This window comes from Thioalkalivibrio thiocyanoxidans ARh2, assembly GCF_000385215.1.
GTDB lineage: Bacteria > Pseudomonadota > Gammaproteobacteria > Ectothiorhodospirales > Ectothiorhodospiraceae > Thioalkalivibrio > Thioalkalivibrio thiocyanoxidans.
The window spans coordinates 31,689-55,614 of the sequence record NZ_ARQK01000047.1 but is presented as its reverse complement, the minus strand read 5'-3'; the positions used below and the strand labels follow the sequence as shown (position 1 = coordinate 55,614).

The following is a 23,926-nucleotide window of genomic DNA, read 5'->3' as shown; positions in this document are numbered from 1 at the left end:
GGGAACTAGCGCTTCTTGGGCGGCAGGATATCGGTGATTGAACCGTGCGCGACCTCGGCGGCGAAGGCCACCGTCTCGCTGAGGGTCGGGTGCGGATGCACGGTCAGACCGATGTCTTCCATCTCCGCTCCCATCTCCAGCGCCAGCATCGCCTCGCCGATCAGATCACCGGCGGAGGGCCCGACCAGGCCCGCGCCGATCACCCGGCCATCGGCGTCGAACAGCAGCTTGGTCATGCCGTCCTCGGCGCCCAGCGCGATCGCCCGGCCGGAGGCGGCCCAGGGGAACACGCCCTTGGTGTACTCGATGCCGTCGGCCTTCGCCTGTTCCTCGGTCACGCCCATCCAGGCGACCTCCGGATGGGTGTAGGCCACCGACGGGATCGCGCGGGCGTCGAAGTGCACCTTGTGCCCGGCGATCACCTCGGCCGCGACCTTGCCCTCGTGGGTCGCCTTGTGTGCCAGCATCGGCTGGCCGACCACGTCGCCGATGGCGAAGATGTGCTCGACGTTGGTGCGCTGCTGGCTGTCGACCTCGATGAAGCCGCGCTCGCTGACCTGCACACCCGCCGCCTCCGCGTTGATCTTGGCGCCGTTCGGGCTGCGCCCCACGGCGACCAGCACGCGGTCGAAGGTGTCCTCTTCCGGCAGGCCCTTCGCCTCGCCCTGGAACTGGCAGACGATCCCGGCCTTGGTGGCCTTGGCTTCGGCGACCTTGCTCTTGAGGAAGATATTCTCGAAGCGCTTCTTCGCGCGCTTCTCGAACGGGCGGACGATGTCGCGGTCCGCGCCCGGCATCAGGGTATCGGACAGCTCGACCACCGTGACCTTGCTGCCCAGTGACTCGTACACGCAGGCCATTTCCAGGCCGATAATGCCGCCGCCGACCACCAGCATGCGCTCGGGGATCTCGGCGAGATCGAGGGCATCGGTCGAGTCCATCACCCGCTCGTCGTCCCAGGGGAAGCCGGGCAGCTTGATCGCCTGCGAACCGACCGCGATGATCGCATGCTCGAAGCCGATCACCTCGCGGCCGTCGTCACCTTCCACGGCGATGCTGTTGGCGCCGACGAACTCGCCCGTGCCCTGCACCACGCGCACCTTGCGCTGCTTGCACAGCTGCTTCAGGCCACCGGTCAGCTTCTTGACCGCGTTGCCCTTGTAGCCGCGCAGGCCGTCGAGATCGATCTCCGGCTCGCCGAACTTGATGCCCAGCGCGGCAAAGCGCTCGGCCTCGTGCAGGACCTCGCCGGCGTGCAGCAGCGCCTTGGACGGGATACATCCGACGTTCAGGCAGACCCCGCCGATCTGCGGGTAGCGCTCGACCATTACCACGTCCAGCCCCAGATCCGCGGCGCGGAAGGCGGCGGTGTAGCCACCGGGGCCGGAGCCCAGCACCAGCACCTGGCACTGGCTGTCGGTATTCGGATCGGCGGCGGCCTTGGGCGCCGCCTGCTTCGACTCGCTCGAGGCGGCCGATTCCGGTTGCGCGGATTCGGCCTTGGCGTCACCGCCGGCTGCCCCCGCATCCTCGCCACCCGCGGCATCGCCACTGGCTTCGAGGTCCAGGAGCTTGCTGCCCTTGGATACCTTGTCCCCGACCTTCACGTGCATCTTCTTGACCGTGCCGGCCTCGGGGGCGGGCACGTCGATAGTCGCCTTGTCGGACTCCAGCGTGATCAGCGGATCCTCCGGCGCGATCTCGCTGCCCGGCTGTACCAGGACCTCGATGATCTCGACGTCCTTGAAATCCCCGATGTCCGGGACCTCGATGGTCTTCGTCTGGCTCATCCAGTCACTCCGGTTGCGATTACAGAAGCATGCGGCGCATGTCGGACAGCAGCGCGCTCAGCGTGGTGGCGAAGCGGGCACCCAGGGCGCCGTCGATCACCCGGTGATCGTACGACAGCGCCAGCGGCAGGATCAGGCGCGGCTCGAACTCCTGGCCGTTCCAGACCGGCTTCATGCTGGAACGCGACACGCCCAGGATCGCCACCTCGGGGGCATTCACGATCGGGGTGAACTGGGTCCCGCCGATCCCGCCGAGGCTGGAGATGGTCAGGCAGCCGCCCTGCATGTCCGCGGGCTTGAGCTTCTTGTCGCGGGCGCGCTGAGACAGGTCCATCAGTTCGGAGGCGATGTCGACCAGGCTCTTGCGATCCACATCGCGCACCACCGGGACGACCAGGCCGTCCGGCGTGTCCACCGCGATGCCGAGGTTGTAGTACTGCTTCAGGATCAGGTTCTCGCCGGTCGCATCCAGCGAGGCATTGAAGCGCGGGTACTGCTTGAGCGCGGAGACCACCGCCTTCATCAGGAACGGCAGGAAGGTGACCTTCACGCCCTTCTTCTCGTACTCGGCCTTCAGCGACTTGCGGAAGTCCTCGAGCTCGGTGATATCCGCCTCGTCGAACTGGGTCACGTGCGGGACGCTGACCCAGTTGCGATGCAGGTTCTTGCCGGTGAGCTTGTTGATCTTCGACAGCGGCTGGGTCTCGATCGGGCCGAACTCGGAGAAGTCGATCTCCGGCATCGGCTCGATTCCCAGACCACCACCGGCGCCCTGGCTCAGCGCACGCTTGACGAAGCCCTGCACGTCCTCGCGCAGGATACGGCCCTTGCGCCCGGAGCCCTCGACCTTGGTCAAGTCCACGCCCAGTTCGCGCGCGAACTTGCGCACCACCGGCGAGGCATGAGCCTTGCGGAAGGCCGATTCGTCGCGGATGTGTTCGGTGGGCGACGGGCGCGGATCGGCCCGGTCAGCGGCCTTCGGTGCCGGGGACGGCTGCGGCTTCTCGTCCTCGGGGGCCGGCTCGGCCTGCGCGTCCGAGGGAGACGATGTCTCCTCTTTCGACGCGTCTTCCTTGCCAGAGGCCTCCTCGCCGCCACCCTCGTCGGAGGGCTCCAGTTCCAGGATCGGGTCGCCCTCGCTGACGCGGTCGCCGGCCTTCACCTTCAGCGCCTTCACGGTGCCGCCCTGCGGGGCCGGGATCTCGATGGAGGCCTTGTCGGACTCCAGCGTGATCAGCGGGTCCTCGGGGGAAACGGTATCCCCGGGGCTGACGATCACCTCGATGATCTCGACATCCTTGAAATCACCGATGTCCGGCACGTGCACGGTAGTCGTGTTGCTCATGTCTGCTCCTGCCTCGGTACCGGCGGCCTCAGGCCTGCAAGGGGTTGGGCCGTTCGACGTCGATCTTGTACTTCTTGATCGCGTCGGAGACGGTCTTGACCTCGACGGTCCCGTTATCGGCCAGGGCCTTCAGGGCCGTGACCGCGATGTGGTAACGATCGACCTCGAAGTGCCGGCGCAGCGCCGCACGGGTGTCCGAGCGACCAAAGCCGTCGGTCCCCAGCACGCGATACTCGGCCGGCACGAAGGCGCGGATCTGATCGGCGTAGGCCTTGACGTAGTCGGTCGCGGCGACCACCGGGGCATCCGAGCCACCCAGGCATTCCTCCACCCAGGACTTGCGCGGCCTGGCCGCCGGGTGCAGGCGCGCGTGGCGCTCGACATCGCGACCGTCGCGGGCCAGCTCGTTGAAGCTGGTGGCACTCCAGACCTCGGCGGCCACGCCGAAGTCCTTGTCCAGCAGTTCGGCGGCCTCCATGGCCTCGCGCAGGATGGTGCCGGAGCCCAGCAGACGCACCTTCTTTTTCTTGCGCCCGCCGGCCTGCAGCCGGTACAGGCCGCGGCGGATGCCTTCCTCGGCACCCTTCGGCATGGCCGGCTGCGGGTAGTTCTCGTTCATCACGGTGATGTAGTAGAAGACACTCTCCTGCTCCGCATACATGCGGCGCATGCCGTCCTGCACGATCACCGCCAGCTCAAAGGCAAACGTCGGGTCGTAGGCGATGCAGTTGGGCACGTTGGCGGCCATCATCAGGCTGTGGCCGTCGTCGTGCTGCAGGCCCTCGCCGGCCAGCGTGGTGCGCCCGGCGGTCGCCCCCATCAGGAAACCGCGGGCGCGCATGTCGCCGGCGGCCCAGATCAGGTCGCCGACGCGCTGGAAGCCGAACATCGAGTAGAAGATGTAGAACGGCACCATCGCGACGCCATGGGTGGAATAGGACGTGGCGGCGGCGATCCAGGAGGACATGGAACCGGCCTCGTTGATCCCCTCCTCGAGGATCTGGCCCTTCTTGTCCTCCTTGTAATACATCACCTGGTCCTTGTCCTGCGGCTCGTAGAGCTGGCCGACCGAGGAGTAGATCCCCAGCTGGCGGAACAGGCCCTCCATGCCGAAGGTACGCGCCTCGTCGGGCACGATCGGGACGATGTTCTTGCCGATCTTCTTGTCGCGCGCGAGCAGGGTCAGCATGCGCACGAAGGCCATGGTGGTGGACATCTCGCGCTCGCCGGAGGACTCCAGCAGGCCGTTGAAGGCATCCAGCTCCGGGATCTCCAGCGGGGTGGCCAGCGGGCGGCGCACCGGCAGGTAGCCGCCCAGCGCCTTGCGCCGCTCGTGCATGTACTTCATTTCTTCAGAGTCGGGGTCCGGCTTGATGTACTCGGCCTTCTCCACCTGCTCGTCGGACAGCGGGATGTTGAAGCGGTCGCGGAACTGCTTCATGTCGTCCGCGTCCATCTTCTTCTGGCTGTGGGTACGGTTCTGCGCCTCGCCCGCCGCGCCCATGCCGTAGCCCTTCACCGTATGCGCGAGGATCACGGTCGGCTGGCCCTTGTGCTCGGCCGCTGCCTTGTAGGCCGCATAGACCTTGACCGGGTCATGGCCGCCGCGGTTCAGGCGCCAGATGTCCTCGTCGGACATGTTGGCCACCATGCGCTTGAGTTCGGGGTACTTGCCGAAGAAGTGCTCGCGCACATAGGCGCCATCACGCGCCTTGTAGTTCTGATAGTCGCCGTCGACCGCCTCCATCATGCGTTTTTGCAGCAGCCCGTCGGTGTCCTTCGCCAGCAGCGGATCCCAGTAGCGGCCCCACAGGACCTTGACCACGTTCCAGCCGGCGCCACGGAAGATCGCCTCCAGCTCCTGCACGATCTTGCCGTTGCCGCGCACCGGGCCGTCCAGGCGCTGCAGGTTGCAGTTCACCACCCAGGTCAGGTTATCCAGCTTCTCGCGCGAGGCCAGGGTAATCGCCCCCAGGGTCTCCGGCTCGTCCACCTCGCCGTCGCCGACAAAGCTCCAGACGCGGCGATTCTCGGTCTGCGCCAGGCCCCGGTCCTGCAGATAGCGCATGAAGCGCGCCTGGTAGATGCTCATGATCGGGCCCAGGCCCATGGACACGGTCGGGAACTGCCAGAAGTCCGGCATCAGCCAGGGGTGCGGGTAGGAGGACAGCCCCTTGCCATCCACCTCGCGGCGGAAGTGATCCAGCTGCTCCTCGGTCAGGCGGCCTTCCATGAACGCGCGGGCGTAGATGCCCGGCGAGGAGTGCCCCTGGGCGAACAGCAGGTCGCCGCCGTGATCGTGCGACGGGGCATGCCAGAAGTGGTTGAACCCGACGTCATACAGCGTCGCGGCGGATGCGAAGGTCGCGATATGCCCGCCGAGTTCGGCCGAGACGCGGTTGGCCTTGACCACCATCGCCATCGCATTCCAGCGGATATAGGAACGAATGCGGTGTTCCACCGCGCCGTCGCCCGGGTACTCGGGTTCCAGGTGCGTGGGAATGGTGTTGACGTAGGCGGTATTGGCCGAGTACGGGAGGTAGGCCCCGCTGCGGCGCGCCTTGTCGACCAGGCGCTCCAGCAGGGCGTGCGCCCGTTCGGGGCCGTCGGTCTCCAGCACGGAGGCCAGGGCATCAATCCACTCCTGGGTCTCCTGCGGGTCGATATCGTGTTCGGTCGCGTTCGGGTCCATGCGTCTACCCCTGAAAACGGGTTGGGAATCAGGATGCCATCACGGCTCCAGGCCACCGGGCAGGCGGGCATTTGCTACCATGCGCCGGTGTTGGGCGGGCATAAAAGGCGCAAGTATCCCGACTGAGCCGCCAACAGGTCAAGCGAAAGCCGCCTATGGCGCCGATCTTCGGGAAAATCTGCGGGAAAAGCCGCAAACATCACGAAAGCCCGCCCTCTTGCCGCCAACACCCGCGAATACCGTCCGCCGCCCCCATTCAGGACCGAGCACACCGATGGCCGAACCCGTCCAGCTGGACCCGCAACACCGCCCCATGGCAAACCGATTTCGCGGCTTTCTACCCGTTGTGGTGGACGTCGAGACCGGAGGCTTCGATTGTCGGCGACATGCCCTTTTGCAGGTCGCGGCCGTGTTCCTGCGTCGCGACCATAACGATCACCTGGTGCGCGACCGCACCGTGAGCCTGCATGTACGCCCCTATGAAGGATCCGAGATGGACCCGAAGTCGCTGGAGGTCAACGGGATCGACCCATACCACCCGCTACGCGCGGCTTATCCTGAAGACCAGGCCATGGGACGGCTTTTCAGCGAGGTCCGGCGGGAGGTAAAGATCAACCACTGCAAGCGTGCGATCCTGGTAGGCCACAATGCCCATTTCGACCTTGGCTTCGTACATACTGCGGCGGAGCGCTGCGGGATCAAGCGCAATCCGTTTCACCCGTTCTCCAGCCTGGACACCGTGTCGCTGTCGGCCCTGGCCTTCGGCCAGACGGTTCTGGCGCGGGCGGCCGATGCCGCGGGATTGGGCTGGGACGCCGAGTCGGCCCACAGCGCAGCGTTCGATGCGGAGAAGACCGCAGATATCTTCTGTCAGATCGCAAACCGCTGGCAGGACGGGGTCGGCGTACCGAAGAGCGCCCTGCGCCTGCCCGAACCGGAAGAGCTGCCGCCGGGGCACTGACCCCGGCCCGGGGTAACACCCGCAGATCGCCACGCCCCTGCGCGGCTCTCGATGACACAACCGCAGCCCCGTCATTGCGAACCCCGCAGGGGTGAAGCAATCTCCCGGCGCGGGCACGAAGCGGGATCAGGTGGTCACATCAGGAGATCGCCACGGCCCCGGGCGGGGCCTCGCGATGGCGGGCGTGGGGTGCGCGGCAGCCCCTCGGGCTGCCGCGCCAAGGGTTCTAACTCGCGGCGCGCTTGGCGTGGGCCTCGTCGACCGCCTTCTTCAGATCACCACTCTCGAACATCTCGAGGGTGATGTCGCAGCCACCGATCAACTCACCATCCACATAGACCTGCGGGAAGGTCGGCCAGTCGGCGAAGCGCGGCAGGTTCTGCATGACCTCCTGGTCGGCGATCACGTTCACGTAGGCGAATTCCTGCTCGCAGCGCTTGAGCGCCTCGACCGCGCGGCTGGAGAAGCCGCACATCGGAAACTGCGGCGTGCCCTTCATGAAGATCACCACCGGATTGTCTTCCACCTGCTGGCGGATGCGGTCCATTACGTCCATCGAAAGTACTCCCGAAATTTGATGCCAGATCGGGGCGACGGCTACACGCGCCGCCCCAAGTTCATTTCCCAGTATAGCGCTCAGACATTGAAGCGGAAATGTACCACGTCGCCCTCGTGCATGACGTATTCCTTGCCCTCGAGGCGCCATTTCCCGGCGTCCTTCGCACCCTGCTCGCCATTGTTCGCGACAAAGTCGTCATAGCCCACCACCTCGGCACGAATGAAGCCGCGCTCGAAATCGGTGTGGATCACCCCCGCGGCCTGTGGCGCGGTGGAACCCCGACGCACGGTCCAGGCGCGGACTTCTTTTTCGCCGGCGGTAAAGAAGGTCTGCAGGTCCAGCAGCCGGTAGGCGGTACGGATCACCCGGTCCAGCCCCGGCTCCTCGAGCCCGAGGTCCGCCAGGAACTCGGCCCGTTCCTCCGGGTCCAGCACGGCAATCTCGGCCTCGATGGCCGCGCAGACGCTGACCACCTCGGCACCCTCCTCGGCGGCCCTGGCCTGCACGGTCTCGACCATCGCGTTGCCGCCAGCCAGCGAGGCCTCGTCGACGTTGGCAATGTACATCAGCGGCTTGATCGTCAAAAGGTGGAGATCATAGAGTAGCCGACGCTCGTCCTCGTCCAGATCCTGGGCCCGCGCCGGGATCCCCTGGTCCAGTCCGGCCGCCACCTTCTCGGCCGCCTTCAGTTGCGCAATCGCGGTCTTGTCCTGCGACTTCGCCGCGCGCGTCAGGCGAGTCAGCGCCTTATTGGTGGTCTCGAGGTCTGCCAGCATCAACTCGGTGCTGATGGTCTCGATATCGTCCAGCGGGTCGACCTTGCCGGCCACGTGCACGATGTCGTCGTCCTCGAAACAGCGCACCACCTGGGCAATCGCATCGGTCTCGCGGATGTGGGCGAGGAACTGATTGCCCAGTCCCTCGCCCTGCGCGGCACCCGCCACCAGGCCCGCGATATCGACGAACTCCACCGTCGTGGCCAGCGTACGCTCGGGCTTCACGATCTCGGTGAGCCGCGCCAGGCGCGGATCCGGCACCTCCACCACGCCCACGTTCGGGTCGATGGTGCAGAACGGGTAGTTCTCCGCGGCGATCTCCGCGCGGGTCAGGGCATTGAACAGGGTGGACTTGCCGACATTCGGCAGACCCACGATCCCGCATTTCAGACTCATCGGGCTTCCTCGTCCTCGGATTTCTGGCGACCGGGCGCCTTTGGCCCGCCGCCATGCAGATTGCGTACAGCCTCGTCCCAGCGTCCCGCGATCAGCGCCGGCACCTGGTCCAGCGCGGCATCGATGGCATCCTCGATGGCGTGCGCATCATCCTTGCCGGGACGGTCCAGCACGAACGGGACGACCTCGTCGCGGTGCCCTGGGTGGCCGATACCGAGACGCAGCCGCGCATAGTTCGGCCCGCCCATGTGGCGATGCAGGTCGCGCAGACCGTTGTGACCGCCGTGCCCGCCACCCATCTTCAGGCGCGCCACACCGGGCTCCAGGTCCAGTTCGTCATGCGCGACCAGGATCTCCTCCGGCGGGATGCGGTAGAAATCCGCACACTTGCGCACCGACAGGCCACTCTTGTTCATGAAGCTCATGGGTTTGAGCAGCCAGCAGTCGGCTTCGGGCAGGGTCAGCCGCGCCGCCTCGCCATCGAAGCGGCTCTCGCTGCGAAACTCGGTGGAGTGACGGCGGGCCAGGGCATCCACAAACCAGAAGCCCGCGTTATGCCGGGTCTCGGCATAACGCGGGCCCGGATTGCCCAGCCCGACGATCAAACGAATCGCCATGGGTCAGAAAGGCACAGGAACGGCCGTGAGGCTTATTCCTTGTCCTCGGACTCGCCTTCGTCGCCGGAGGCGGCTTCTTCGCCACCCTCGTCCGCGGCACCCTCGGCCTCGGCGGCTTCGACTTCCTCGCCCTCTTCCTCTTCGGTCTTCGCGGCACGCGGGAGCAGGACACTGACCACGGCGTAGTCGTAGTCCTCGCCATGCATCAGGGCCACACTCTCCACACCCTTCGGCAGTTTCAGCTCGGAGATGTGGATGGTGTCACCGACGTCCATCTCGACCACATCGATATCGATGGCCTCCGGCAGATCGCCCGGCAGGCACTCGACCTCGATGTCGTTCAGCATGCGGCTGATCATGCCGCCGCCCAGCTTCACGCCCTTGCACTCTTCCTCGTTGTGGAAGTGCAGCGGCACGCTGACGCGGATCGGCTGATTCGCGCTCACGCGCATCAGGTCCACGTGATAGATGGTCGGCTTGAACGGGTGGCGCTGCACATCGCGCAGGATCGCCTTCTCGCTCTTGCCATCCAGCTTGACCGTCAGGATGTGCGAGTAGAACGCATCATGCTTCAGGTTGTGCACCATCGCGTTGTGGTCGAGGGTGATCGGCTGCGCGTCATTCTCGCCCCCGTACAGGATGGCGGGCAGCCTGCCGGCGCGACGCAGGCGGCGGCTCGCACTCGATCCCTGTTCGTCCCGCTTCTCGGCTTCAATGGTAAAACTCATGCTCATCGTTGCTCTCTCCAAATAAACACGCCCCATCCGCGACCAGATGAGGCGTGAGGCTGGGGGACAATCCCCCGAAATCGTGGCGCCAGAACGCCCTGCGCCCGGACCGTCAGTCCACGAACAGCGAGCTGACCGACTCCTCGCGGTTGATCCGGCGAATCGTCTCGGCCAGCATCTCCGCCACCGACAGCTGCCGGATCTTCGCACAGGCCTGGGCATTCGGCTGCAGCGCCAGGGTGTCGGTCACGACCAGCTCGTCCAGCGCCGAACCGTTAATATTATCAATTGCCGCACCAGAAAGCACGGGGTGCGTGGCATACGCACTCACCGAGGCCGCACCGTGCGCCTTCAGGGCCTTGGCCGCCTGACAAAGCGTGCCGGCGGTATCCACCAGGTCGTCGATGATGATGCAGGACTTGTCGCGCACGTCGCCGATGATATGCATCACCTCGGATTCATTCGCGCGCGGCCGACGCTTGTCGATAATCGCGAGATCGGCGTCGTCCAGGCGCTTAGCAATCGCGCGGGCGCGCACCACGCCACCGACATCCGGCGACACCACCGTCAAGTCGCCCGAGACATGCCGCCAGACGTCGCCCAGCAGCACCGGCGAGGCATAGATGTTGTCGACCGGGACGTTGAAGAAGCCCTGCACCTGGTCCGCGTGCACATCGATGGTCAGCACACGATCGGCACCGACCGCCTCGATCATGTTCGCGACCACCTTGGCCGAAATCGGCACCCGCGCCGAGCGCACCCGACGATCCTGACGGGCATAGCCGAAATAGGGGATCACGGTGGTGATGCGGCCGGCGGAGGCGCGGCGCAGCGCATCCACCATAATCACCAGCTCCATGATGTTCTCGTTGGTCGGCTGCCCGGTCGGCTGGATCAGAAACACGTCGCGACCGCGTACGTTCTCGAGGATCTCGACCTGCACCTCGCCATCGCTGAAGCGCCCCACAATCGCCTTGCCCATCGGCAGGCCCAGGTGCTCGGCAACGCTCTGTGCCAGGCGGGGATTCGCGTTCCCCGCGAAGACCATCATTCGGCTCTTGTCGACCACGGTTTTTTCCGGTCTGGGTGGTGCGGAGCGGGTGAACGGGTCACCTGGCTCCAAAATAGACCCCGGCGTGGCGCCGGGACCTGTGGTGTATGGCGCGGTGGCGATATCCAGCATCACCACCCGCGTTGTATGGCTGGGCCGGCAGGATTACGGCGCTGCGTGCCGCCCTTCGGGCCGCCGCCAGTGGCGGCGTTCTCTCGCGGCCACACCGCTCAAGTCGAACCCGGTTCTCATCCTGCCGGCCCTTTGGCCGGTGCCGCGGCGGCAAGCGCCGCGGGTCTCGTTGTATGGCTGGGCCGGCAGGATTCGAACCTGCGCATGACGGGATCAAAACCCGTTGCCTTACCGCTTGGCTACGGCCCAATTGCTCGTTGTTGCCTGCCCCGACCCCGCCCAAGCTCCGTTTCCGGAACCGATGGCGGATCGGCTGCCGCCGATCCGGGCCGGCAGGATGATGGCGCTGCGCGCCACCCTTCGGGCGCCACCTGCGGTGGCGTGCTCTCGCGGCTGCGCCGCTCGGGTCGAACCTGCGCATGACGGGATCAAAACCCGTTGCCTTACCGCTTGGCTACGGCCCAATTACTCGTTGCTCGGCACCATCATCCTCGGCGGCGCTGCGCGGAAGCCACTGCCGCAGGGGCGAAACATTCGCCAGCGGCGTCACCCAGCTCCGCCAGGGACGGGGCTGTGCGGTCTGCGCCTGGCGCGCGGCCGCCTCGTTCGGGAACATCCCAAAGATGCAGCCCCCGGTGCCACTCAAACGCACGCGCTCCGTTTGCCCGCCCATCCAGTCCAGTGCCTCGCCAATAGCGGGATACTGCTGGCGAACCAGCGGCTCGAAGACATTACGAAAGCGCGCGGCATCGATTTCGGGCGAAATTGTCTCGGCGGGACAGTCGCGTGTCAATTCCGCCGCGCCAAACATGGAGCCGGTGGCCACCGAAACCCCGGGGTCCATCAGCAGCAACCAGGCGATATCCGGCTCCACCGGCACCAGGCGATCCCCGACGCCTTCGGCCCAGGCCGCCCGGCCGCGCACAAACACCGGCACATCCGCCCCCAGGCCCAACCCGATCGCAGCCAGCTCATCCTCCGACAGCCCGAGGTCGAACAGGTGATTCAGGGCGACCAGCGTGGTCGCGGCATCGGAACTGCCTCCGCCCAGACCGCCCCCGATCGGGATGCATTTGTCGAGGTGTATCCGCACGCCGAGGGGTGCACCGCTGGCATCCGCCAGCGCCCGCGCGGCCCGCAGGCACAGGTTGTTGTCCCCGTCGACGGCCCCGGCCGCCATTTCGATCCGACCGCACTCCAGCGGTTCAAAGCGCAGCGTATCCGCCAGGCCAACAAACTGAAACACGGTTTGCAGCTCGTGATAGCCATCGGCACGGCGGCCCGTGATATGCAAGAACCGGTTGATCTTGGCCGGAGCGAGAAAGGCCGCATCGAAACGGCCGCTCATGGCGTTGCCAAATGCCAGTTCGCGATGCGCACGCGCAGCTCCACGCCCTCGCGCTCGAGGTCCATACGTACGGGAAGCGCCACGCCGTCAACATCCTCGAACTCGCCGAACTCGATCACCCAGCCGGACTGTTCGATACGCAGGGGCAGGCCATCCTCGTCCGTCTCCAGCTCGTACTCGGCATCGGGCGCGAGCAAACCCCGCACCCAGTAGCGCATGCCGGAAACCGGGATCGACTCGTTCGCCAGGTAGGCGACCAGGGCATCGGGGTCCTCGGCCTGGTAATGCTCGCCGGCCCGCGTGATCAGCACCGCGGGTTGGTCCGGGGCCAGCGTCAGGCGCCCACCCCCACGCCCCATCGGGCCGGATAGGTCGAGGACATGGCGCTCCTGCTGCACGCGCCAGTTCAGCTGCGCGGACCAGTATTCCACCTCGGTAGAAAGCCCCAGACGTGCCGCCAGGCGCCACTCGTCAAATGCCTTCACGACCTCGGCACGCTCGTCGAAGGCCTCCCGCGCGGCGGGGTCGTCGGTGCGCGGCATCGGCGCGGCACAGCCCACGAGTATCAGCGCGACGACCGTGGTCGATGCCCAGCGGGTCATGCCCGCCCACGAGGATGCGCGGGACTCTGGGGATCCAGGCGACATCACTCGAGAAGTTCGTCACGCACCCGCAACAGGCGCTCGTGATCCGGTTCGCGCTCCAGCGCCGCCTCCAGAATGGCGCGCGCCTCGTCCCGCTCGCCGCGCTCCCAGAGCACCACGGCGAGGTTGCTCGCGATCTCGCCATCGTCGGAGAGATCGTAGGCGCGACGCAGGAAGTCCTCGGCCTCGTCGAGACGCCCGAGGCGATAGAGCACCCAGCCATAGCTGTCGATGATCGCCGCGTCGTCGGGCTCCTGCGCGTAGGCCCGCTCGATCAGGTCCAGCGCCTCCTCGTAGCGGTCGGTGCGGTCTGCCAGCGTGTAGCCCAGGGCGTTCAGCGCCGCGACATTATCCGGATCGTTATCCAGGATCGTCCGGAAGTCCGCCTCGGCGGCCTCGATGTCGTCCTCGCGCTCATGCATCAGCCCCCGCATATACAGCAACCGAGCATCCCCCGAGAACTGCACCAGCCCACGATTGAGGCGCTCGCGCGCAGCGGCGTACTCCCCCTGTTCGCGCAGCAGGTTCGCCTCACCGAGGTAGGCGCGTCGCGCCAGCTCGACATCCGGGCCCTGCTGCATCTGCTCGAAACGCTCGCGCGCGGCCGCATCGCCCTCGATCTCCAGCGTCATGCGCGCCGCGCGCAGACGAGCGTCATCGGCGTGATTGCCACCCTCGACCCGCTCGTAGGCCTGGCGTGCACCCTCCGGGTCCTCTTCCAGTTCATGCAACCGGCCGAGGTAATAGGCGACGTCGCCCTCGCGCTCGCCCAGGGCATCAAGACGCTCCAGATAGGTCCGGGCCGGCCCCAGCTGCTCGGCCTCGAGGTTCATCAGCGCCAGGGCCAGCAACAGCTGCGCATCCTCCGGGTCCTGCTCGACCAGGCGATCCATCTCCTCGCGCGCCATTTCGCGATCATCGTGCTCCGCCAGCATGCGGGCATAGCCAAAACGGGCCTCGCGGCTCTCGGGGTGATCAGCCACCGTCGTGCGCAGCACCTCCAGGGCCTCGTCGGACTCTCCCGCCTCGTCCAGCGCTCGGGCATGCAGCAGCCGCAGCGGCACAGCCTCCGGGAATCGCTCCACGCCATGCGCAGCCGCCTCCAGTGCCGGCTCGCCAGGGGCGAATCGCAGTGCGGCCTCGGCATACACGCGATGTACGCCCACATCGTCCTGACGCTGATCCGTCAACTTCCGCAGGGCCTCGAGCGCGGCCTCGCGGTTGCGGGTCTGCCCCACTACGGCCCCGAGCGCCGCATAAGGATCACCGCCCTGCACGGCCTGCAGGTCGATGACCTCGCCCATCTGCTGGGCGGCCGGATCAGGCTGGCCCAGGTCCAGCCGCAGCACTGTGGACAACTGCAGGGCATCCAGGCTTTCCGGGGCCAGCTGGCGCCAGCGCTCGGAGGACTGCAAGGCCTGGTTGCGGTCCTGGGCAAACAACGCAATGCGGGTCGCCCGTTCGGCGATTGCCGGGTCGTCGCTGAGCAGGGCTGCGGCACCGTAGTAGCGTGCGGCCTCCTCGTACTGCCCGGAGCGCACGGCCATCTCGCCCACCAGCACACCCAGCATCAATGCCGCTTCCGGGTCCTGCGCCGGCATAATCGGGAGGATCGCGGGGCGGTCGGTCTCTGCGGCGTTGGTCTCCGCTGCGTTGCTCTCCGAAGCACCCAGGGGCATATGGGCACAGCCCGCCAGCAATACTGCGGCCAGTGCCGCGAACAGGGGACGAATCATTTCGGGTCCGATCGGATTACTCCATTGACATGTCTGGGCAACTCGGATGAGTGCACTTTGAATACGTCACTAGTGGGACGCCCATCCAGCGCCACGGTTCCGAACCGCACTGCGCGCGGCATTCAGAGAACCACTGTAACGGACGGCACAGGTCAGTACACTACGTACTTGACCCTTTGGGGGCACGCCTCTCCCCCGGGGACGAGTATGTCTTGGGGCCTTTTCCGGCCATTTGCGGCACAATAGCGTCAGCATGCTGTTCACTCTTGGCATTAACCACAAGACCGCTCCGGTCGCGATCCGCGAACGGCTGTCGGTGAATGAAAGCCAGCTCGGCGAGGCCCTGCACTCGCTGCGCTCGGGTGTCCTGTTGCCGGAAACCGCGATCCTGTCGACCTGCAACCGCACCGAGGTGTACTTCCGCGAGGGCGGCAAGCAGTCGGAACACCGCGTGCTGGACTGGCTGGGCGGCTACCACGGCATCGACCGTGACGAACTCAGGCCCTACCTCTACCTGCACCACGATGGCTCCGCCGTGCGCCACACCCTGCGCGTGGCGAGCGGCCTGGACTCGCTGGTCCTCGGCGAGCCCCAGATCCTCGGGCAGATGAAGACGGCCTACCAGCATGCCCACGACGCCGGCACGCTGGGCCGCTCGCTGGAGCGCCTGTTCCAGCATGCCTTCGCCACCGCGAAGGACGTGCGCACCCAGACCGCGATCGGGCAGAGCGCCGTCTCGGTGGCCTTTGCCGCGGTCTCGCTGGCGCGCCAGATCTTTGGCGACCTGAAGCCGCTGACGGCGCTGGTGATCGGCGCCGGGGAGACGATCGAACTGGCGCTGCAGCACCTGTCCGGCCACGGGATCGGCCAGGTGATCGTGGCCAACCGAACCGAGGAGCGCGCCCAGGCCGTGGCCGAACGCTTCGATGCCCAGGCGATCAGCCTGAACCAGTTGCCGGATCGTCTGGCCGAGGCCGACATCGTTATCTCGTCGACCGCCGCGCCGCTGCCGATCCTCGGCAAGGGGGCGGTGGAACGCGCCCTGCGCAAGCGCCGGCACAAGCCGATCTTCATGGTCGACATCGCCGTCCCGCGCGACATCGAGCCCGAGGTTGGCCAGCTCGAGGACGTCTACCTCTACACGGTGGATGACCTCCAGGAAGTGATCGACGAGAACATGGCCTCGCGCCAGGCCGCCGCCGCACAGGCCGAGGAGATCATCACCCAGCGCGCCAGCGAATTCATGCGCTGGCTGCGCGCCCGTGACTCCGTGGACAGCATCCGCCAGCTGCGTCAGCGCGCCGAGACCGTCAAGGCCGAATCCCTGGCCAGGGCCGAGGCGATGCTGCGCGCCGGCAAGTCGCCGGAAGAGGCCATGCAACTGCTGGCCCACAGCCTGACCAACAAGCTGATGCACGCCCCCTGCAAGTCACTGAACACCGCCGCCCACGAGGGCGACGCGCGCCTGCTCAATGCCGCCCATCGGCTGTTCCAGCTTCCCAGCCCGGAAGACGACCCCGGCCACGACCCCGAGTCCGGCACCCGTTCGTGAAGGCCTCGTTCCGCACCAAGCTCGAGGGCCTGGCCGAGCGCCATGCCGAGATCGCACAGCTGCTGGCCACGCCGGACGCCGCCGAGGACGCCGACCAGCTGCGCCGCCTGTCGCAGGAATACAGCCAGCTGGAACCGGTCGCCGCGGCCTGGAAGGCCTGGCACGACAACCAGGGCGCACTGGAAGAGGCCCGCGCGATGCTCGCGGAGGACGACCCCGAACTGCGCGAAATGGCCGAGGCCGAGATCGCGACCCTGGAGGAACAGGCCGAGGCGCTGGAGGCCGAGCTCCATCGTCACCTGATCCCGAAGGACCCGCACGACAACGCCAACGTGTTCCTCGAGATCCGCGCCGGCACCGGCGGCGACGAGGCCGCGATCTTCGCCGGCGACCTGCTGCGCATGTATACCCGCTACGCCGAACAACAGGGCTGGAAGCTGGAGATCCTCAGCGCCAGCGAGGGCGAACACGGCGGCTACCGCGAGGTGATCGGGCGCCTGGCCGGCCAGGGCGCCTTCTCGCGACTCAAGTTCGAGTCCGGCGCCCACCGCGTGCAGCGCGTGCCGGAGACCGAGTCCCAGGGCCGCATCCACACCTCCGCGGCCACCGTCGCCATCCTGCCGGAGCTGGACGAGGTCGAGATGCCGGATATCAACCCGGCCGACCTGCGCGTGGACACCTTCCGCGCCTCCGGGGCCGGCGGCCAGCACGTGAACAAGACCGACTCCGCGATCCGCCTGACCCACCTGCCCACCGGCATCGTGGTCGAGTGCCAGGAAGAACGCTCGCAGCACAAGAACCGCGCCAAGGCCATGACCTACCTCGCCGCCCGCCTGTTCGAGGCCGAGCGCGAGGCGCAGGCCGCCGCGCAGAGCGCCGAGCGCAAGAGCCTGGTCGGCAGCGGCGACCGCTCCGAGCGCATCCGCACCTACAACTTCCCGCAGGGCCGAGTGACCGACCACCGCATCAACCTGACCCTCTACAAGCTGGAACAGGTGATGGCCGGCGACCTCGACCCGGTGATCGACCCGCTGATCCACGAATACCAGGCCGAACAGCTCGCCACCCTCGCGGAGGCGTAATGGAAACGCCCGCGACGCTGGATGCCCTGCTGCGCGAACTTCGCCGCCGCCTGCAGGCGGCCGGATTGGAAGAGCCGGGGCTCGAGGCCCGCCTGCTGCTTGGCGCGGCGACCGGGCTCGACACCAGCACCCTGATCGCCCGCGGGCTCGACGCCCCCACCGCGTCGCAGCGCGAACGTGCCGACGCCCTGTGCCAGCGCCGCGAGGCGGGCGAGCCGATCGCCCACATCCTCGGCCGGCGTGCCTTCTGGACCCTTGATCTCGAGGTCTCCGCCGCCTGCCTGATTCCGCGCCCGGAGACCGAACTGCTGGTGGAACGGGCAATCGCGGCCATCGACGCCTGCGAGCGCGCGCATCCTCGGGTACTGGACCTGGGCACCGGCAGCGGCGCGATCATCCTCGCGCTGAAGGCGGAACGCCCGGCCATCGAGGCCGTCGCCACCGACCGCAGCCCGGACGCCCTGCGCCAGGCCCGCGCCAACGCCGACGCCCTGGGACTCGACGTGACCTTCCTGCAAGGGACGTGGCTCTCCCCTTTTACGCCCGGCGAAGCCTTCGACGTGATCGTCAGCAACCCGCCCTACATTGACCCCGACGACCCCCACCTGAACCGCGGCGACCTGCGTTTCGAGCCACGGGAGGCGCTGGCCGCGCCGGAAGGCGGGCTCGGCGACCTGTACACCATCATCGATACCACACCCGCCCACCTGCTCCCGGGTGCCCCGCTGCTACTGGAACACGGGTTCGATCAGGCCCGCGACGTTCGGGCCCGCATGGCCCAGGTGGGTTATCGCGAGGTGCGGAGCCTTTGTGACCCCGCCGGGCACGAGCGCGTCACGATCGGCACCCGCGCGTAAAAAAAGCCCCGGCGCGAACGCCGGGGCCAACAGTGTGGTGCGGATGCTGCCTAGAACGGCAGATGCAGGTGCAAGTTCATCGAGCCGCTGGGCGAGCGATGCCGCGGGCGGCTGTAGTAATGGTGATGATGGTGCTCCTGGTAGCTGTGATAGTGGCGATGCTGATGGCCCCGCCCACGTTTATACGAGCGCTTGGAGTGCTTGTAGCCGCGATAGCCGGGATGGCTGCGGGCATGCGGCGGGCCGCCATAATGGCCCGGGCGGTGATGAACATGTTGCAGCGCATCAGGGTCGAATGCGGCGGCGCTGGTGTGCACAAAGCCGGAGGCCGGCTGGGCTGCATGCACCGGGGCTGCCAGGGCAAACGCCAGCAACGCCGCCGGCGCCAGGGCGATCATCAAGCCTTTCATCGTGTACCTCCTTGGACTGCGCAACTGGCAGAATTGCCACGGTCCAAATTACGGGGTCTTCCTGAACGGTTCCTAACCGAGGCGCCGGAGGAGCGTGACGCCGGTTACACTTTGCCGTACTACGTCACTAACCCTTGACCTGATTCACACTGGAGAACGCCCCGTGGATGACGCGGAACTGCTGCGCTACAGCCGCCAGATCATGCTGCCCGGTGTCGGGGTCGAGGGACAGCAGCGCCTGCAGGAGGCCCACGCGGTCATCATGGGCCTGGGCGGGCTGGGTTCGCCGGTAGCCGCCTACCTCGCAGCCGCCGGGGTCGGACGACTCACGCTGGTCGACCCGGACCATGTCGAGGTGACGAACCTGCAGCGGCAGATCCTGCATACCGACGCGGATATCGGCCGCGACAAGGTGGAGTCCGCCGCGCGGCGCATCGCGGCGATGAATCCGAACTGCCGGGTCGAGACCCGTGCCGAACGCCTGGACGTGGCTGCGATGACCACCCTGTTCGCGGAGGCCGACGTGGTCCTGGACGGCACCGACAACTTCGCCAGCCGGGGCGCAATCAACCGCGCGGCTTTTGCCAGCGGTACACCCCTGGTCTCCGGCGCGGTAATCCGCTTCGAAGGGCAGCTCACCACCTTCGACTACCGCGACCCCGAGGCCGCCTGCTACCACTGCCTGTATGGCGAGGGCGGCGGGGACGAGGACACCTGCGCGGCCAATGGCGTGCTGGCCAGTCTCCCGGGGGTGATCGGCAGCCTGCAGGCCACCGAGGCGCTCAAATTGCTAATCGGACTCCCGACGCTGAGCGGGCGGCTGCTGATCGTGGATGCGACCCGCATGCAGTTTCGCGAAATTCGTCTGCGCCGCGACCCGGGTTGCCCGGTCTGCGCACAGCGTCCGGCCTGAGTCAGGCGCTGGAGCGGGGCCGGAAGGCGACCACCTGACCACGGGGGATGCGCTGATCCTCCTCGGCCAAGGCAGCAGTCAGGCGATCGGCCATGCAGGCCAGGGCACGATTGGTGACCATGGTTGCCATGGAGTGGTAGAGGCGCAACTCGCAGGCCACCGGGCGATGCAGATTGTGCCGGTGGGCGGCGCGGAACGAGGTCCAGGCCACCACCGGCATGTCGTTGAGCACGCGATCCACCACGACCCAGGCATCCGGCTGCAGGATCAGGTCCAGGTGCTTCAGGATTGGCAGGGGCAGACGGATCTCGGGGCCCAGCCGCCGCAGGGCCAGGGCCACCTGGTTGTAATAGCGGGCCTCGACCTGCCATCCGGGCCGGGTATCCAGAGTGGGAATCTCGGTATGCCGGGAATACATGACCAGCCCCCCGCCAGGAAAACACTGCTGCCTTTGCTATCTCTATAGCAAAGACCGCCGCTCGGCGGGAAGATTCCGCGCCCGATTGTTTCGCGAGCGGTTACTGACGCGTATCGGGGGTCGGTGGCTGGACCGTCCGGGTGGCGCAGAGGGCCTCGGCATCCACCGGGTCGAAGTGGTACTGCGCATTGCAGAACTCGCAGGTCACCTCGATGCGACCCTGCTCCTCGATGATGCTGCGGATCTCGTCCTGCCCGAGGCCGCGCAGGGTCTCGGCCACCCGCTCGCGCGAGCAGGGGCAGTGAAACTGGACCGGGGTCCCGTCGAACAGACGCACACGCTCCTCGGCGAACAGCCGGCCGAGCAGCGTGCCGGCATCCAGCTCCAGCATCTCCTCGGGGGTAGTGGTATCGGCCAGGATGTTCGCGCGGCTCCAGTCCTCGGAGTCACGCGTGACCGCATGACCGCCCTCGCCCGGCACGGCCTGCAGAAGCATCCCGGCGGCCGACTGGTCATTGGCCGCCAGCCACAGCCGGGTAGGCAGCTGCTCGGAACGCTCGAAGTACACGTTCATCGCATCCGCGAGGGTCTCGCCCTCCAGTTCGACCACGCCCTGGTAGCGCTCGCCGCCATCGCCCGGGTCCAGCGTCAGCATCAACCGGGCGTTGTCGCCGGCACACTGGGCCAGCGTCGCATCGTCGGGGGGCGTCTCGCGGAAGCGGGCCAGGCCACGCAGCCGACCCTGGCCATCGGCCTGGGCCACGATCATGTGCACGGGACCGGTGCCGGTCACCTGCAGGATCAGCGAGCCGTCGAACTTGAGCGTGGCGGCCGTCAGTGCAACGGCCCCGTAGGCCTGGCCCAGGAGGTCGCGCACCACCGGCGGATAGTCGTGGCGCTCCAGCAGGGCCTGCCAGGCGGCATCCAGGTGCACCCACTCGCCACGCACCCCGGCCTCCTCCAGCATGAAGCGGTGGAGGGTGTCGGTTTCACGCATGGAGTCCGCAGCCCTGCATCATCCGTCCAGCTTGGCCTTCAGGCGCTCATTCACCTGGGCCGGGTTCGCCTTGCCCTGGGTCGCCTTCATCACTTGGCCGACGAAGAAGCCAAACAGCTTGTCCTTGCCACCACGGTACTGCTCCAGCTGCTGCGGATTGTTGGCCATCACCTCGTCGATGATCGCGTCAATCGCGCCGGTATCGGTGATCTGCTTGAGCCCCTTGGCCTCGATCACGGTGTCGGCATCGCCCTCGCCGTTCCACATCGCCTCGAAGACCTCCTTGGCGATCTTGCCGGAGATGGTCTCGTCCTGGATGCGGGCCAGCAGCCCGGCCAGCCCCTCGGCATTCACCGGGGCCTCGGCCAGCTCGACCTCGGAGCGGTTCAGCGCCGCGGAGAACTCGCCCATCACCCAGTTGGCGGCGAGCTTGGGCGCGCCACAGCCGGCGGCCACGGCCTCGTAGAAGTCGCCCATCTCGCGCGCCGCGGTCAGCACACCGGCGTCGTAGTCGGACAGGCCGTACTGCTCGACAAAGCGGGCGCGCTTGGCATCCGGCAGCTCCGGGAGCTTCTCGCGCATCTGGTTCACGAACGCCGTGTCCACCACCACCGGCAGCAGGTCCGGATCGGGGAAATAGCGGTAGTCGTTGGCCTCTTCCTTGGTGCGCATGGAGCGCGTCTCGTCGCGATCCGGGTCGTACAGGCGGGTCTCCTGGACCACGCTGCCGCCACCCTCGATCACGTCGATCTGGCGCTCGATCTCGTGATTGATCGCGCGCTCGACGAAGCGGAAGGAGTTCAGGTTCTTCAGCTCCGCGCGGGTGCCGAACTCGGTCTGGCCCTTCGGCCGGATCGAGACGTTCGCATCACAGCGGAAGCTGCCCTCCTGCATGTTGCCGTCGCAGATATCGAGATAGCGCACCAGCGAGTGCAGCTTCTTCATGTAGGCAACGGCCTCTTTCGCCGAGCGCAGTTCCGGCTCGGAGACGATCTCGATCAGCGGGGTACCGGCACGGTTGAGGTCGATGCCGGTCATCAGCTCGAAGCCCTCGTGCAGGCTCTTGCCGGCGTCTTCCTCGAGGTGTGCGCGGGTCACCCCGATGCGCTTGATCGTGCCGTCCTCCAGCTCGATATCCAGGTGCCCGCGGGCGACGATTGGCAGCTCGTACTGCGAGATCTGGTAGCCCTTGGGGAGATCCGGGTAGAAGTAGTTCTTGCGCGCGAACACCGAACGCGGGGTGATCTCGGCGTCGATCGCCAGCCCCAGCATCACGGCCTTCTCCACCGCACCCTGGTTCAGCACCGGCAGCACGCCGGGCATGCCCAGGTCCACCGCGCAGGCCTGGCGGTTGGGCTCGGCACCGTAGGCGGTCGGCGCCCCGGAGAAGATCTTGGAGACGGTGTTGAGCTGGGCGTGAATCTCCAGCCCGATGACGGTTTCCCATTCCATGCGGCGATCCTCAGGCGAAGGCCGCCGGCACACGGGTGTGCCAGTCGGTTTCTTGCTGGTACTGGTGGGCGACGCCGAGCAGGCGCGCCTCGTCGAAATAGTTGCCGATCAGCTGCAGCCCCACCGGCAGGCCGTCGATCTCGCCGGCCGGCAGCGACATCGCCGGCAGGCCCGCGAGGTTCGCGGCGATGGTGTAGATGTCCGACAGGTACATGCTGACCGGATCGGCCTTGGCGCCCAGTGCGAACGGCAGCTCCGGCGTGGTCGGGGCGAGCAGGACGTCGACATCCTCGAAGACGCTCCGGAAATCGTCGGCGATGATGCGGCGGACCTTCTGCGCCTTCAGGTAGTAGGCGTCGTAGTAGCCGGCGGACAGCACGTAGGTACCGACCATGATGCGACGCTTCACCTCGTCGCCGAAGCCCTCCCCGCGCGAGCGGGTGTAGAGGTCCATCAGGTCCTCGGGGTTCTCGCAGCGGTGGCCGTAGCGCACGCCGTCGAAGCGGGCGAGGTTCGAGGAACACTCGGCCGGGGCGACCACGTAGTAGGCCGGCACCGACAGGTGGCTGTTCGGCAGGCTGACCTCGCGGATCTCGGCGCCGCGGCCCTTGAGCACATCGACGGCCGCGTCGATCACGCCGCGCACTTTCTCGTCCAGGCCCTCGGCGAAGAACTCCTTCGGCAGACCAATGCGCAGCCCCTTCAGGTCCTGGTCCAGACCGGCGGTGAAATCCTCGGCCGGGCGCTCGACGCTGGTGGAGTCGCGCTGGTCGAAACCGGCCATGGCGTTCAGCATCAGGCCGCAGTCCTCGGCGGTCGCGGCCATCGGGCCGCCCTGGTCGAGGCTGGAGGCGAAGGCGATCATGCCGTAGCGCGACACGCGCCCGTAGGTCGGCTTGAGCCCGGTAATGCCGCAGAACGCGGCCGGCTGGCGGATCGAGCCGCCGGTATCGGTGCCGGTCGCCCCAGGCACCAGGCGCGCGCCGACTGCCGCGGCGGAACCGCCGGAGGAACCGCCCGGGACGCGCTCGGTATCCCAGGGGTTGCGCACCGGGCCGTAGAAACTGGTCTCGTTGGACGAGCCCATCGCGAACTCGTCCATGTTGGTCTTGCCCAGCATCACCGCGCCGGCAGCATTCATCCGCTCGACGACGGTGGCGTCGTAGGGCGAGACGAACGGATCGAGCATGCGCGACCCGCAGGAGGTACGTACGCCCTCGGTGCAGAAGATGTCCTTCTGCGCGACCGGCACGCCCAGCAGCGGCGTCTGTTCACCATCGGCCAGGCGTGCATCGGCGGCATCGGCCTGCGCCAGCGCGGACTCGGCGGTCACGGTAATAAAGCTGTTGAGCTGCGGATCGAGGCGCTCGATCCGGTCTAGATACAGCTGGGTCAGCTCGCGCGAGCTGATCTCGCGGGCCCGGAGCTTGCGCGCCCAGCCGGACAGGGTTTCCTGGGACATGGTTTCGG

At 67.1% G+C, this 23,926-nt stretch carries 21 protein-coding genes, 1 tRNA gene and 1 other RNA gene; 5 read left to right on the top strand and 18 right to left on the bottom strand.

The features are described from left to right. Positions 1 to 5 precede the first annotated feature (5 nt). From lpdA to aceE, 3 genes are read right to left on the bottom strand one after another with little or no spacing between them, the layout of a single operon-like run. A complete protein-coding gene (gene lpdA, locus G372_RS0106120; RefSeq protein WP_019624913.1) occupies positions 6 to 1,790 on the bottom strand; it encodes a dihydrolipoyl dehydrogenase in 1,785 nt (594 codons plus the stop codon). Between the two features lie 19 nt (positions 1,791 to 1,809). Then, the gene (aceF, locus tag G372_RS0106115) at positions 1,810 to 3,252 is read right to left on the bottom strand and encodes a dihydrolipoyllysine-residue acetyltransferase (protein ID WP_081618850.1); all 1,443 of its coding nucleotides are present in this window, start codon (positions 3,250 to 3,252) and stop codon (positions 1,810 to 1,812) included. Continuing rightward, on the bottom strand, positions 3,164 to 5,827 hold the full coding sequence (gene aceE, locus G372_RS0106110) for a pyruvate dehydrogenase (acetyl-transferring), homodimeric type (protein WP_019624912.1): 2,664 nt from the start codon (positions 5,825 to 5,827) through the stop codon (positions 3,164 to 3,166). The genes aceF and aceE overlap by 89 nt, the downstream gene beginning before the upstream one ends. A 274-nt stretch (positions 5,828 to 6,101) precedes the next feature. On the opposite strand from aceE, the gene rnt reads away from it, so the two are divergent. After that, on the top strand, positions 6,102 to 6,788 hold the full coding sequence (gene rnt / locus G372_RS0106105; protein WP_018862992.1) for a ribonuclease T: 687 nt from the start codon (positions 6,102 to 6,104) through the stop codon (positions 6,786 to 6,788). Positions 6,789 to 7,014: 226 nt separating this feature from the next. On the opposite strand, the gene grxD is transcribed toward rnt, so the two are convergent. The 10 genes from grxD to G372_RS0106060 all read right to left on the bottom strand — a co-directional run bounded on the left by grxD (position 7,015) and on the right by G372_RS0106060 (position 14,775). Beyond that, positions 7,015 to 7,344, bottom strand: coding sequence for a Grx4 family monothiol glutaredoxin (grxD, locus tag G372_RS0106100; protein WP_019624911.1), 330 nt, complete (start codon positions 7,342 to 7,344; stop codon positions 7,015 to 7,017). An 80-nt stretch (positions 7,345 to 7,424) separates the two neighbouring features. Next, on the bottom strand, positions 7,425 to 8,519 hold the full coding sequence (gene ychF / locus G372_RS0106095) for a redox-regulated ATPase YchF (protein ID WP_019624910.1): 1,095 nt from the start codon (positions 8,517 to 8,519) through the stop codon (positions 7,425 to 7,427). Beyond that, the gene (gene pth / locus G372_RS0106090; RefSeq protein ID WP_018862994.1) at positions 8,516 to 9,136 is read right to left on the bottom strand and encodes an aminoacyl-tRNA hydrolase; all 621 of its coding nucleotides are present in this window, start codon (positions 9,134 to 9,136) and stop codon (positions 8,516 to 8,518) included. Before pth ends, ychF begins: the two co-directional genes overlap by 4 nt. Positions 9,137 to 9,168: 32 nt before the next feature. Beyond that, on the bottom strand, positions 9,169 to 9,870 hold the full coding sequence (locus tag G372_RS0106085; RefSeq protein WP_018862995.1) for a 50S ribosomal protein L25/general stress protein Ctc: 702 nt from the start codon (positions 9,868 to 9,870) through the stop codon (positions 9,169 to 9,171). Positions 9,871 to 9,976: 106 nt separating this feature from the next. Beyond that, complete coding sequence (locus G372_RS0106080) at positions 9,977 to 10,933, bottom strand: ribose-phosphate diphosphokinase (protein WP_026278856.1); 957 nt, start codon at positions 10,931 to 10,933, stop codon at positions 9,977 to 9,979. A 130-nt stretch (positions 10,934 to 11,063) separates the two neighbouring features. After that, a non-coding RNA gene (locus G372_RS13900) (RtT sRNA) lies at positions 11,064 to 11,188 on the bottom strand. A gap of 33 nt (positions 11,189 to 11,221) precedes the next feature. After that, a tRNA-Gln gene (locus tag G372_RS0106075) sits at positions 11,222 to 11,296 on the bottom strand. A 205-nt stretch (positions 11,297 to 11,501) separates the two neighbouring features. Further along, complete coding sequence (gene ispE, locus G372_RS0106070; RefSeq protein ID WP_019624907.1) at positions 11,502 to 12,395, bottom strand: 4-(cytidine 5'-diphospho)-2-C-methyl-D-erythritol kinase; 894 nt, start codon at positions 12,393 to 12,395, stop codon at positions 11,502 to 11,504. After that, positions 12,392 to 12,997: a lipoprotein insertase outer membrane protein LolB gene (lolB, locus tag G372_RS0106065; protein ID WP_018862997.1), complete on the bottom strand. Its 606-nt coding sequence runs from the start codon at positions 12,995 to 12,997 to the stop codon at positions 12,392 to 12,394. Before lolB ends, ispE begins: the two co-directional genes overlap by 4 nt. A gap of 44 nt (positions 12,998 to 13,041) precedes the next feature. Further along, a complete protein-coding gene (locus G372_RS0106060) occupies positions 13,042 to 14,775 on the bottom strand; it encodes a tetratricopeptide repeat protein (protein ID WP_019624906.1) in 1,734 nt (577 codons plus the stop codon). Between the two features lie 253 nt (positions 14,776 to 15,028). Here G372_RS0106060 and hemA point away from each other — a divergent pair, with 253 nt between their 5' ends. Genes hemA through prmC form a run of 3 tightly spaced genes read left to right on the top strand, consistent with a single transcriptional unit; the run spans position 15,029 to position 18,266 of the window. Further along, complete coding sequence (hemA, locus tag G372_RS0106055; RefSeq protein ID WP_019624905.1) at positions 15,029 to 16,327, top strand: glutamyl-tRNA reductase; 1,299 nt, start codon at positions 15,029 to 15,031, stop codon at positions 16,325 to 16,327. Then, positions 16,324 to 17,409, top strand: a complete 1,086-nt coding sequence (gene prfA, locus G372_RS0106050) for a peptide chain release factor 1 (protein ID WP_018137950.1) — start codon at positions 16,324 to 16,326, stop codon at positions 17,407 to 17,409. The genes hemA and prfA overlap by 4 nt, the downstream gene beginning before the upstream one ends. Then, positions 17,409 to 18,266: a peptide chain release factor N(5)-glutamine methyltransferase gene (gene prmC / locus G372_RS0106045; protein ID WP_019624904.1), complete on the top strand. Its 858-nt coding sequence runs from the start codon at positions 17,409 to 17,411 to the stop codon at positions 18,264 to 18,266. The genes prfA and prmC overlap by 1 nt, the downstream gene beginning before the upstream one ends. A gap of 50 nt (positions 18,267 to 18,316) precedes the next feature. On the opposite strand, the gene G372_RS0106040 is transcribed toward prmC, so the two are convergent. Next, entirely contained in the window at positions 18,317 to 18,676 is a 360-nt protein-coding gene (locus G372_RS0106040) for a hypothetical protein (RefSeq protein WP_019624903.1), read from the bottom strand. 163 nt (positions 18,677 to 18,839) lie between these two features. Here G372_RS0106040 and G372_RS0106035 point away from each other — a divergent pair, with 163 nt between their 5' ends. Then, a complete protein-coding gene (locus G372_RS0106035; protein WP_019624902.1) occupies positions 18,840 to 19,589 on the top strand; it encodes a HesA/MoeB/ThiF family protein in 750 nt (249 codons plus the stop codon). Between the two features lies 1 nt (position 19,590). Here G372_RS0106035 and G372_RS0106030 read toward each other — a convergent pair whose 3' ends face one another. The 4 genes from G372_RS0106030 to gatA all read right to left on the bottom strand — a co-directional run bounded on the left by G372_RS0106030 (position 19,591) and on the right by gatA (position 23,918). Continuing rightward, complete coding sequence (locus G372_RS0106030; RefSeq protein WP_018863004.1) at positions 19,591 to 20,007, bottom strand: hypothetical protein; 417 nt, start codon at positions 20,005 to 20,007, stop codon at positions 19,591 to 19,593. A gap of 100 nt (positions 20,008 to 20,107) precedes the next feature. Beyond that, complete coding sequence (gene hslO, locus G372_RS0106025) at positions 20,108 to 21,004, bottom strand: Hsp33 family molecular chaperone HslO (protein WP_019624901.1); 897 nt, start codon at positions 21,002 to 21,004, stop codon at positions 20,108 to 20,110. A gap of 18 nt (positions 21,005 to 21,022) precedes the next feature. Then, the gene (gene gatB, locus G372_RS0106020; protein WP_019624900.1) at positions 21,023 to 22,456 is read right to left on the bottom strand and encodes an Asp-tRNA(Asn)/Glu-tRNA(Gln) amidotransferase subunit GatB; all 1,434 of its coding nucleotides are present in this window, start codon (positions 22,454 to 22,456) and stop codon (positions 21,023 to 21,025) included. Positions 22,457 to 22,466: 10 nt separating this feature from the next. Then, positions 22,467 to 23,918, bottom strand: coding sequence for an Asp-tRNA(Asn)/Glu-tRNA(Gln) amidotransferase subunit GatA (gatA, locus tag G372_RS0106015; RefSeq protein ID WP_019624899.1), 1,452 nt, complete (start codon positions 23,916 to 23,918; stop codon positions 22,467 to 22,469). Positions 23,919 to 23,926: the final 8 nt, after the last annotated feature.